At 69.0% G+C, this 10,755-nt stretch carries 12 protein-coding genes and 2 pseudogenes; 7 read left to right on the plus strand and 7 right to left on the minus strand.

Annotation, left to right across the window (positions count from 1 at the left end):
• The first annotated feature begins 59 nt into the window (after positions 1-59).
• The 4 genes from QH196_RS16305 to QH196_RS16320 are packed head-to-tail and all read left to right on the plus strand — an operon-like array spanning position 60 to position 3,062.
• Positions 60-1,121, plus strand: coding sequence for an NAD-dependent epimerase/dehydratase family protein (locus QH196_RS16305; RefSeq protein ID WP_280416643.1), 1,062 nt, complete (start codon positions 60-62; stop codon positions 1,119-1,121).
• Positions 1,122-1,157: 36 nt separating this feature from the next.
• Entirely contained in the window at positions 1,158-2,012 is an 855-nt protein-coding gene (locus QH196_RS16310; protein ID WP_280416644.1) for an SDR family oxidoreductase, read from the plus strand.
• On the plus strand, positions 2,005-2,718 hold the full coding sequence (locus tag QH196_RS16315; RefSeq protein ID WP_280416645.1) for a phosphodiesterase: 714 nt from the start codon (positions 2,005-2,007) through the stop codon (positions 2,716-2,718). Before QH196_RS16310 ends, QH196_RS16315 begins: the two co-directional genes overlap by 8 nt.
• Before the next feature lie 56 nt (positions 2,719-2,774).
• Positions 2,775-3,062, plus strand: a complete 288-nt coding sequence (locus tag QH196_RS16320; RefSeq protein ID WP_280416646.1) for a hypothetical protein — start codon at positions 2,775-2,777, stop codon at positions 3,060-3,062.
• A gap of 12 nt (positions 3,063-3,074) precedes the next feature.
• Here the strand turns inward: QH196_RS16320 and QH196_RS16325 are convergent, their stop codons facing one another.
• Together QH196_RS16325 and lexA are read right to left on the minus strand one after the other, a co-directional pair.
• On the minus strand, positions 3,075-3,746 hold the full coding sequence (locus QH196_RS16325; protein WP_280416647.1) for an NUDIX hydrolase: 672 nt from the start codon (positions 3,744-3,746) through the stop codon (positions 3,075-3,077).
• 53 nt (positions 3,747-3,799) lie between these two features.
• Positions 3,800-4,447, minus strand: coding sequence for a transcriptional repressor LexA (gene lexA / locus QH196_RS16330; protein WP_280416648.1), 648 nt, complete (start codon positions 4,445-4,447; stop codon positions 3,800-3,802).
• Positions 4,448-4,597: 150 nt separating this feature from the next.
• Here lexA and QH196_RS16335 point away from each other — a divergent pair, with 150 nt between their 5' ends.
• Positions 4,598-6,178 carry a Na+/H+ antiporter gene (locus QH196_RS16335; protein WP_280416649.1) on the plus strand — a complete coding sequence of 527 codons (1,581 nt, stop codon included), beginning with the start codon at positions 4,598-4,600 and terminating at the stop codon, positions 6,176-6,178.
• 4 nt (positions 6,179-6,182) lie between these two features.
• On the opposite strand, the gene QH196_RS16340 is transcribed toward QH196_RS16335, so the two are convergent.
• From QH196_RS16340 to QH196_RS16355, 4 genes are all read right to left on the minus strand, one after another.
• Positions 6,183-6,809 (minus strand): UdgX family uracil-DNA binding protein, encoded by a 627-nt coding sequence (locus QH196_RS16340; RefSeq protein WP_280416650.1) that lies wholly within the window; start codon positions 6,807-6,809, stop codon positions 6,183-6,185.
• Between the two features lie 5 nt (positions 6,810-6,814).
• Positions 6,815-7,144 carry a plasmid stabilization protein gene (locus tag QH196_RS16345; protein WP_280416651.1) on the minus strand — a complete coding sequence of 110 codons (330 nt, stop codon included), beginning with the start codon at positions 7,142-7,144 and terminating at the stop codon, positions 6,815-6,817.
• Positions 7,145-7,191: 47 nt separating this feature from the next.
• A complete protein-coding gene (locus QH196_RS16350; protein WP_280416652.1) occupies positions 7,192-7,470 on the minus strand; it encodes a DUF6766 family protein in 279 nt (92 codons plus the stop codon).
• 104 nt (positions 7,471-7,574) lie between these two features.
• On the minus strand, positions 7,575-8,084 hold the full coding sequence (locus QH196_RS16355; protein ID WP_280416653.1) for a MarR family winged helix-turn-helix transcriptional regulator: 510 nt from the start codon (positions 8,082-8,084) through the stop codon (positions 7,575-7,577).
• Between the two features lie 85 nt (positions 8,085-8,169).
• Between QH196_RS16355 and QH196_RS16360 the strand changes: the two genes are divergently transcribed.
• Positions 8,170-10,215, plus strand: coding sequence for an MMPL family transporter (locus QH196_RS16360; protein WP_280416654.1), 2,046 nt, complete (start codon positions 8,170-8,172; stop codon positions 10,213-10,215).
• A 143-nt stretch (positions 10,216-10,358) separates the two neighbouring features.
• A pseudogene (locus tag QH196_RS32550) lies at positions 10,359-10,565 on the plus strand (transposase); the annotation flags it as partial.
• A gap of 110 nt (positions 10,566-10,675) precedes the next feature.
• On the opposite strand, the pseudogene QH196_RS16370 reads toward QH196_RS32550, so the two are convergent.
• Positions 10,676-10,755 (minus strand): annotated as a pseudogene (locus tag QH196_RS16370) (50S ribosomal protein L11); the annotation flags it as partial.

Raw genomic sequence — 10,755 nt, forward strand, 5'->3', positions numbered from 1 at the left:
TGTTGCGCGGCCGGATCGGGGTAAGCCGGTAGCTCCACCTGATACGGCGAGGAGAACCGATGCGCGTAGTCGTCACGGGGGCGACCGGCAACGTGGGGACCGCGGTGCTCGACGCCCTGTCCACCACACCCGAGGTGACCTCGATCACCGGCCTGGCCCGGCGCAAACCCGCCGCGGAACGGCCGGGGGTGGAATGGGTGGCCGCGGATGTCCGGTCGAGTGATCTCGCGGCGATCTTCCGCGGTGCGGATGCGGTGATCCATCTGGCGTGGGCGTTCCAGCCCACCCGGCGGCCACTGGACACCTGGCGCACCAACGTGGGTGGTACCGAACGCGTCCTCGACGCCGTGGCGGCCGCCGGGGTGCCGGCCCTCGTCTACGCGTCGTCGATCGGCGCGTACTCGCCGGGTGCCGGCGATACACCGGTCGACGAGACCTGGCCCACCGAAGGCTGGCCCGAGGCGTCCTACATGGTCGAGAAGGCCTATGTCGAGCGGGTCCTCGACCTGTTCGAACGGCAGCACGGCGAATGCCGGGTGGTCCGGATGCGACCGGCGTTCATCTTCCAGCGCGCCTCGGCGAGCGAACAGCGCCGCCTGTTCGCCGGGCCACTGGTGCCCAACCGGCTGGTGCGCCCCGAACTGCTTCCGGCGCTGCCGTACCCGCGCGGGTTGCGTTTCCAGACTCTGCACAGCGCCGACGTGGCCACCGCCTACGCGGCCGCGGTGGTGGCCGATGTGCGGGGTGCGTTCAATCTGGCCGCCGAACCGGTCCTCGACCGCGTCGAAATCGAACGCACCCTGGGTGTTCGTGCCCTATCGGTGCCCCCGCGCCTGGTCCGCACCGCCCTGGCCGGTGCGTGGCATCTGCATCTGGCCCCCGCGACCCCCGGCCTGTTCGACGCCCTCATGCACCTCCCGGTACTGGATACGACCCGGGCACGCACCGAACTCGGCTGGACACCCCGCACCGCCGCCACCGATACCCTGCGGCTTTTCCTCGACGCGTTCCGGCGCGGCACCGGCGGACCGACCCCGCCGCTGGCACCGGACGCCGGCGGCCCGGCCCGGCACCGCGAATTCGGCTCCGGCGTCGGCGGCCACGATCCGGTCGACGAATAGCTGTGTCACCGCGCCCGGACCGGGTAGCCGCCGCGCATGGCTACTATCGCTCCCTTACCGAAAGAACGTATCGGCGCGCCGTTGCGCGCGGTGGTGACCGGTTCCGATTCGGGTATCGGCCGGGCCGTCGCGGTGGCATTGGCCGGTGGCGGCGTCGATGTGGGCATCACGTATCACACGGATGAAGCCGGGGCCGCGCATACCGCCGGCCTGGCCCGTGAGCGGGGTGCCCAGGCCGTCGTCCGGCAGCTCGACCTGGACGATCTGCCGACCAGCACGGCCGCGATCGACGAACTCGCAGGCGAACTGGGCGGGCTGGATGTGCTGGTGAACTGCGCGGGCACCGGATCCTCGCAGAAGGCAATGGATATGGATTTCGACACCTGGCGACATGTGCTCTCCGTCGATCTCGACGGGGCGTTCCTGTGCACCCAGCGTGCCGTGCGTCATATGATCGACGCCGGTCGTGGCGGCCGGGTCATCAATATCACCAGCGTGCACGAGCATGCGCCGAAGGTCGGGGCGGCACCCTACTGCGCCGCCAAAGCGGGTCTGGGTGCGCTCACCAAAGTGCTGGCGCTGGAGCTGGCCGAGCACGACATCACCGTGAACTCCGTGGCGCCGGGCGAGATCTCCACGCCGATGACCGGCCAGGACGATGCCGACCCGCGCGAGCACCCCCGGCCGGGCCTACCGCTGGGCCGGCCCGGTCACGCCGACGAGGTGGCCTCGGTGGTCGCGTTCCTCGCCACCCCGGCCGCCGGCTATGTCACCGGCGCTTCCTACGTCGTCGACGGCGGGATGCTGCTCATGGGTCCGCAAACCAGTCAGCTGGTCGGCGACGAGAGCTGGCGTCGTCCGGGCGCGGCCCAGGAGGTGGCCGATGTTTGATCCGATCACCCCTGTGGTGCGGACCGCCTTCGATACCGGCGCGCGGTTGCGGCACGCCCGCTTCTTCCACCCCCGCGGCATCCGTCTGGCCGGGCGGTTCCGGGCCGAACCCGAATTCGAGGAGTTGTTCGGCAGCGGTGACCGTGCGGTGATCGCCCGCCTGTCCAAGGGCACGGGCACTCCCGGCACCGTGCCGGATATTCTCGGGATCGGCTTCCGCGTCCTCGCCCGCGACGAACACCCCTGGGATTTCGCCCTCGCCACCACCGGCCGCGGTATGGCCGGCCGGTTCGTGGTGACCCCCGCGCGCGGGTGGTCGCACGCCCGCTACGGATCCCTGCTGCCGTATCGTTTCCCCGATTCGAGCCTGCGCTGGATCTTCGCCGACCCGGTCGGGCCGCAGCCCGGCAGTGCCGCGCTCGGCGAACTCGAACAGCATCTGCAGGAGCATCCGTTCGATTTCGAGATCACCGCGGCGGGTTTGCGCTCACGTCCGCGGACGGTCGGTGAGCTGGCCCTGCGGCTGGCGGACCCGGAGGAACACCGGACGGATTTCTTCGATCCGATGCTCAACCATCCCGAGGACGTGCAACCGGTACCCCAGGTGGTGCAGCGCCTCCGCGAGGCCGCCTACACCGGTAGCCGGCGTGGCCGCGGCGCCGAGGACCGCGAGACCGGGCGGGCCACCGGAACGATCCCCGGCTGAGCCGGTGATTCGGTGACAACCTGTTTCGACCGGGCACACCGGGCAATCCGGCGACCATGAACGGAACCGATGACACCGGTCAGGAATCCGCCGAGGTCTCCGAATGGGCGAGCGTCCCGCCGACCGAGGAACAACTGGACGAGGACGAACTGGCCGCCGACCCGCTGGAAGAGGGGATGGACCCGCCCGACGACTGGTCCGCGGCCGACCGCTACGCGACCACGCCCCGCGAACAGCGCGAGGGGGAATCCCTGGGCGACCGGCTGGCCGAGGAACGTCCGGATATCGTCGCGGAGGGGGAGCGTTCGGGGACCGCCCCCGACAGGGACCGCGGCCGCGAGTGATCCGGTTCCAGCTCAGTGATGGGTCCAATCGGGCTGCAGGAAATGCGCGACCCGGGCCGCCGCGGACCGCCGCCCGAGCAGGACGACCTCCCGGAACTGCCAGAGCATCGCGCCTGTCGGCGCGTGGATGGTCATATCGGGGGCCAATCGCATCTGCAACAGGCCGGTCTCCGGGGTCGCCGGGGTATCGGTATCACCGCGGCGTACCCAGTGCGGTGTTCCTTCGGCGGCCAGACTGTGCAGGTCGACGAAATGTACGGAGTGCACTTCGTCGGCGCTGGGATCCAGATCCGCGATATCGCTCAGTGTCGTGACGATCGGCGTGATGGCGAACCCGGAGGCGGCCGGGAAATCGTCGAGGACGCCGAGTACATCGGCGGGATCGGCGACGAGACCGAGCTCCTCGTGCAGTTCGCGGGCGGCGGCGCGTTCGAGGGTTTCCCCACGCTCCACCCGGCCACCCGGCAGACCCCACTGCCCGGCATTGCGACCCCGGTAGGCCCGTTTGATGACGATCACCGCCGGCCCGGTGCCGTTGTCCACCACGCACAGTGCCACGGCCGCCCGCCGGGTCGCCAGATCGTCCGGAACAGCGATGCGGTCGAACGTGTTCAGCCGGGCGCGGGCGAGCGTGCGGAATTCGTCGATACTGTCGGGGACCCGAGGTCCCGGGTCGGCGGCCATGAATTCGATCATGCCCCATCGGCGGGAAGCGCCGGTCGCCGCCTCCGGCGCCGTCACATCCGCCGCATCACCGAAACCACCTTGCCCAGCACCACGGCGTGGTCGCCGTCGAGGACCGGATAGGCGGGATTACGGGGTTCGAGATAGATATGCCCGCCGCGGCGGCGCAACACCTTCACCGTGGCCTCCCCGTCCAGCATCGCGGCGACGATCTCACCGGACTGCGCCTCGGATTGCTGCCGCACCACCACCATATCGCCGTCGCAGATGGCGGCCTCCACCATGGAATCCCCGCGCACCCGCAACCCGAATACGGTGCCCCGCCCGACCAGTTCCCGCGGCAGCGACAGCACATCGTCGATATGTTCCTCGGCGGTGATCGGGGTACCCGCGGCGATATCGCCGACCACGGGCACCGAGACGGCATCCTCCCGCTCCGCCGCGCCGCCCTGCCCGGTGTTCAGGAACAACCGCACGTCCATGGGCCGCGCCATACCGTCACCGCGCCGCAGGAAACCCTTCTCCTCCAAACTTTTCAGATGCCTGGACACCGAGGATCCCGACCGCAGACCCACCGCGTCGCCGAGCTGGCGGGTACTCGGCGGATAACCGTGCCGGATCACCCACTCCTGGATGGCCGCGAGGATACGGCGCTGACGGTCGGGCAGGACGGAGGTGTCGAGGTGGTCGTATTCGGTCACCGCAGCATCGTATGACCTGGTACCGACGACGAGGACGAGTGTGCTGCCCGAACGGCCGCCGGCCGGAAATCCGCACCCGGAGGCCGATTTCGCCGCGCCCCCGGCATTGCACCACGCCGGGAGGCCCCGCACATCGCAGACTGGACCGTTATGGACCAGTTGGTGCTGACGTTCACGCTGCTGTTCGCCGCGGTCCTCGCCGAGGCCCTGGGCCGCCGGATCGGCGTGGCCTCCGCAGTGCTGATGACGCTGTTCGGCTGCGTGCTGGCGCTGCTGCCGTTCGTCCCCGAGATCCGGATCCCACCGGAGCTGATCCTGCCGCTGGTGCTGCCACCCCTGCTCTACGCCGCCGCCCGCCGCACTTCCTGGCGGCAGTTCGCGGAGAACTGGGAACCGATCGTGTTGCGTGCGGTGGGGTTGGTGATCGCCACCGTCGCGGCGGTCGCCGCGGTGTTCCATGCCTGGTACCCCGGTCTGCCGCTGGCCGCGGCCATTGTGCTGGGGGCCGTGGTCGCGCCGCCGGATCCCGTGGCCGCGACCGCCTTGGCCGGCCGGCTCGGGCTCCCGCGGCGGCTGGTGGTCGTACTCGGCGGCGAAGGACTGTTCAACGACGTCACCGCGATCGTGATCTATTCGGTCGCGATCGAGGCGGTGGTCACTGGTCGTTTCTCGGCAGCGCACGCCGGCCTCGAATTCGTCGTCTCCGCGGTGGTGGCGGTGGCCGTCGGGCTGCTGCTCGGCATGCTGGGCAGCAAACTCACGCGATATCTCGCGGAGGCGAGCTGGCAGGTGGCGTTGACCCTGCTGCTGCCGTTCGCGGCCTACGGGCTCGCCGAATCGTGGGGTGGATCCGGCGTCCTGGCGGTCCTGGTGTGCGCCCTGTATCTGACCGACGCGGCGACCGAATTCGGCGATACCGCCTATCGCATGGCGGGTGAATCGTTCTGGGATATCACCGAGCTGCTGATCAGCGGTTTCGCCTTCGGTCTGATCGGCCTCGAACTGAGCGCGGTCCTGGCCGCCACCGGCGACGAGTGGCCGCAATTGGTGGCCGTCGCCGCCGCGGTGGTGGCCGTGGTCGTGGTCCTGCGGCTCATCTGGCTGACGGTGACCTGGTGGCTGCGAGGTGCCTGGTGGCACGACGAAGACGCCGACGAGCCCTACACCTGGCGAGAAACCGTGGTCACCTGGTGGACCGGTATGCGCGGTGTGGCGACCGTCGCGCTGGCATTGGCCATTCCCTTGTCCACCGAAGCGGGCGCCGATTTCCCCGGCCGCACCCAGATCCTGTTCATCGCGTTCGCGGTGGTGCTGTTCACCCTGCTCGTTCAGGGGCCGACGCTGCCGCTGATCGTGCGGCTCACCGGTGTCCACGCCGATACCCGCGCCGAACGCCGGCTGGAACGGCAACTGTGGGAACGCGTCGTCGACGCGGAGCTGGCCCGCCTCGAGGAACTCGCCGAATCCGAGGATGTTCCCGTCGAACTCTACGAACGGTTACGGGAAGGCGTCCGCAAACGGATGGCCCGGGCCGATCCCGAAGCCGCCGGCGAGCAGGCGCGGGCCCTGGCCGAACGCGAGGCGCGAATGGCCGCCACCGTCAAGCGGATCAGGACCGAACTCGCCGAAGCAGGCCGGCGCGAGGCCTTGGCTGCGCGCCGCGAACCGGGGATGCCCCCCGATCTGGTGGACCGGGTCACCCGGCGACTGGATCTGGGAACCGGCCGCTGAGCGATCACTGCCGCGTGGTGTCGCGGATATACGCCAGATCGTCGAGGAAATCCGCATAGGCGGTCTTGCGGTCGGGTGCGCGCAGTACAGACGACGGGTGCACGGTGGCAGTGATCCGGTAATCCGGCCGCTGCACCATCTGCCCGCGGAGTTCGCCGACGGTGGCGGACGGTCCGAGCACTGCCTTGGCGGCGACCGCACCCAGGCATACCACCAGCTCCGGCGCCACCAGCTCGAGTTCGGTCGCCAGCCAGGCCGAGCACGCCACCACCTCGGTACGGCTGGGCTGCTTGTGGATACGGCGTTTACCGCGTTCGGCGAATTTGAAATGTTTGACCGCGTTGGTCAGATACACCGTCTCGCGGTCGAAACCCGCCTCGCCGAGTGCCCGGTCCAGGAGCCGGCCGGCCGGGCCGACGAACGGCTGGCCCTGCGTATCCTCCTGATCACCGGGCTGTTCGCCCACCATCACCACCGAGGCGTCCGCGGGGCCTTCGCCGAACACGGTCTGGGTGGCGTTGCGGTACAGATCGCAGCCGCGGCAGCCCGCGGCCGCCGCCCGGACGGTGTCCAGATCGGCGTCGGCGGGGACGAACTCGGCGGCACCGACCGGTTTCGCGGTGGTACCCATCGCCGTTACGACCGGCCCAGCGCGTCGGCGAGTTCGTCCTTGCTCATCTTCGAGCGGCCTTGTATCCCGCGGCGCCGTGCTTCGTTGTACAGCTGATCGCGGGTCTGGCCCTTCGGTCCGCTGCTGTGCGACCGTTTCCCACCGCGGCGCTGCGGCGACATATCCCGGGTGGACGAGCGACTGGCGGTTTTCGACTGGCCGGATTGCGCCCGGTTCTTGTTGACCGTGCGTGCGGCGATCTCCTTCGCCCGTTTCGTTCCCGCGCCGCGATCCTGCTCGGAATCCTTGATGTGCTCGTACTGCCGTTCCTGTTTACCGGTCCATTCCTTCGGCATGACACACCTCCTGTCGGTCGGCGTATACCCGGCCGTTGCCGTCGCAATCAGCCGTACCGTGCGAGGGACGCGGCCACCCCATCGATCTTCTTCTCGATTCGTTCGAGATCTTCCGCGTCCACCGCGAACAACCAGTGTTTGGCGCCGAGCAGCAGAATGGCCTGGAATATCAGTTGCAGCCATTCGCTCTGCCAGTTCTCGAAGGTGCTGGACAGGAAGTCATGCAGATACCCCGGCCATTCGAACGGCTGTCCGAGCGCTTGCTGCGTGCTGCGGTAATCGAAGTACTGGGTGACGAACTGCGCGGCCCACGAACCCGCGAACAACAGTGCCAGCAGATATACGGCCCCCCCATCTCCTGAAGTGCCTCATAGGAGTGCTGTACCCCGTCTACCGCGGTATACGCAGGGAGTTCGGGACCATCGCGGGTTCAGCCGGGCCGCCGCTCGTCGGTCAGCGCGGTGTGGTGTTCACGCATGGCGGCGACCACCGCCTGGAGGACCCGGTGGGCGGCGCGCAGATCGTCGGTCGGCAGGGCGGTCATGGCGGCGCGGGTACGTCTGCCGAGCGGGCCGAAGAAATCGCCGGCCACCGCCATCCCGTGTTCGGCGTAGTGCAGCAGGACGCGCCGGCGGTCGCGGGAATCGACCTCGCGCTCGATATGGCCGGAGGCGATCATCCGTTCCACCAGGTAGGTGATGGCGGCGGCGGACAGCCCCATGAGTTCGCGCAGTTGCCCCGCGGTGAGCGGGCGCCCTTCGGCGTCGGCGGTGGCGATATGCATGAGCGCGCGGAAATCGGTGCTGCGCAGGGCATGCGAACGGGCGAAGAGGTGGGCGATCTGCTCGGAGATCGCGGTGAGCGCGCGAATATCGGTGGCGATATCGGTTTCGGCGGAGTTGCGCGCCGCGACATCGGCCGGTTCGCCTGCTGGTGTCACGCTCGGTGGTCCTCCCTGTTCTGATCGGCGCACCGAGTGTATCGGCGTTTTGCGCATTATTTAAGTTTCTGAAATAGTCGGCCGGGTGAATGCGTGGGAGCGCTATGCCGAACTGGTCACCGGCCGCCGTTCGTGGTGGCTACTCGTCGCCGTCGTCCTGGCAGCCTGCGCGGCGATTCTCGGGGCCGGTAGCAACGACGACGCCGGCCGCGCGCCGACCTCGCTACCGGAATCGTCGGAATCCGCGCGGGTGAAGTCTGCGGTGGCCGAATTCCCCGGGGGTGCGGACGCCCCGGTCATCATCGTGATCAGCCGGGCCGACGGTGGCCGGCTATCCGAAGCCGACCTCGCGGCGGCCGAGTCGGCTGTCGGCAAGGTCGCCGGTACAGAGCAGGGCGGCCCCGGGCTCGTCCCCTCGCCCGACGGTGCGGCCGCCCTGGGACGGGCGAGCGTCTCGGCGGAACTCAGCGGCGAAACCCTCACCGCGGAGATCGACCGGCTCCGTGAAGTGGCGGCGCAGCAGACCCCACCCGGACTGATCATGCAGATCACCGGCGGCCCGGCCTTCGGCGCCGATATCGCCGATTCGTTCGCCGGCGCGGACATCACCTTGCTGGCGGTCACCGCGCTGGTGGTCGCGCTGCTGCTGATCATCACCTACCGGTCCCCGGTGTTGTGGCTGCTCCCGCTGCTGGTGATCGGTGTCGCCGACCGGACCGCCATCGGGGTCGGCACCGCGCTGGCGCGGCTCACCGGCCTGAGTTTCGACGGCTCCACCTCGGGCGTCACCAGCGTTCTCGTCTTCGGCGCCGGTACGAACTATGCGTTGCTGCTGATCTCCCGGTATCGCGACGAACTGCACCGCTACCGCGACCACCGGCAGGCGCTGTACGAAGCGGTGCGCCGCGCCGGCCCGGCAATCCTGGCCAGCAATATCACCGTGGTCCTCGCACTGTGCACCCTCCTGCTGGCGACCCTGCCGAACACCCGGTCACTGGGTTTGATGGCAGCGGCCGGTCTGCTGGTCGCCGTGGTGTTCGTCCTGGTGGCGCTGCCACCCGCGCTCGCGCTGTGCGGCCGGAACGTGTTCTGGCCGTTCGTTCCCCGGTTGCGCGAGGACGATATCACCGAGCGCGGCCTCTGGCATCGGATCGCGACCTGGGTGGTGGCCCGGCCGGTGGCCGTCTCGTCGGCCGCGATCGTGGTCCTGCTCGGCTGCTGCGCCGGTCTTTTCGGTGTGTCCATCGGGTTGTCGCAGACCGAGCAATTCCGGGTCGAGGCGGAATCGGTCGACGGTTTCGATACCTTGGCCGCGCATTTCCCGTCCGGATCGTCCGATCCGACGATCGTGCTGGCCCGCGCGGGCACCGCCGACGAGGTGCGCGGGGCCTTGTCGGCTGTTCCGGCGATCTCGGCGGTGAACCCCGCCGGTAGCCATGCGGGTACCGACCGGTGGATGGTCACACTCGAGGCCGCGCCGGAATCCGCGCAGGCCTTCGACACGATCGAGCAGATGCGCGCGGCGCTGGCCGAGGTGCCCGCGGCGGAAGCGCTGGTCGGCGGCAGCGACGCCCAAGCCCTCGATACCCGCGATGCCGCCCGCGGTGATCAGTTCCTGGTCATCCCGCTCATCCTGGTGGTGGTTTTCGCGGTGCTGCTGGTGTTGCTGCGCGCCGTCCCCGCCGCGGTGCTGCTGATCGCGGTCACCGTGCTGAGCGCTCTCGCGGCGCTCGGGCTCGGCAGCCTGGTCGGCACCCATCTGTTCGGTTTCCCGGCATTGGACACCACGACACCGCTTTTCGCCTTCCTCTTCCTGGTGGCGCTGGGCGTCGACTACACCATCTTCCTGGTGACCCGGGCGCGCGAGGAAACCCCGGACCACGGCACCGTCGGCGGTATGGTGCGCGCGGTTTCGGCGACGGGTGCGGTGATCACCAGTGCGGGTATCGTCCTCGCGGCGGTGTTCTGTGTTCTCGGCGTGCTGCCGCTGATCACGCTCACCCAGCTCGGGATCATCGTCGGTATCGGCATCGTGCTGGATACGTTCCTGGTGCGCACCGTGGTCATTCCGGCGTTGTTCACCGTTGCCGGCCCGAAGGTGTGGTGGCCGAACGCGCTCGCGGACAAGTGAAACGAACCCGCTTGACACCCGTGGAATAGGCAAGGCTAACCTGGCCTCGGGGTGATGCCCGGCGCCACCTCTCGGTCTATTCGACGCTGTACTGGGCGACCAGTGAAAGAGGGACATATGCTGACCGTCCACGAAAACGGTGTACCGCTGAACATCTCGTCGCGTTAGCCGGCCTTGCCCCGGTCACCCACCGATCCGGCTCGTCCATCCACGGTGAACCCCCCGCGCGATACGGCAACCGCAAGTTCAAATATGCCGGTTCCTGTCCGCCTTCGCCGCCGGGGCGACCCCCAAGTCGCGGCTACCACGACCGCAAACGCGCCGACGGGAGGTCGCACAATGCGGCCCTGGCCCAGCAGGAGTTCGAACTCTCCCGGCTCACGCCCGGCGCCGAAGCGGCGGGCCAGCTGTGGTTATCGGGCCTGGCCGGCCCTCCCACCGAATGCAGGATCATCGATCCTCAGCCGTCGACAGTGATACCCATCGAGCGCGCGGTTCCGGCGATGATCTTGGCCGCCTGATCGATATCGTTGGCGTTCA

Origin of the sequence: Nocardia carnea, assembly GCF_029868325.1 — a bacterium.
Lineage (GTDB): Bacteria > Actinomycetota > Actinomycetes > Mycobacteriales > Mycobacteriaceae > Nocardia > Nocardia carnea_C.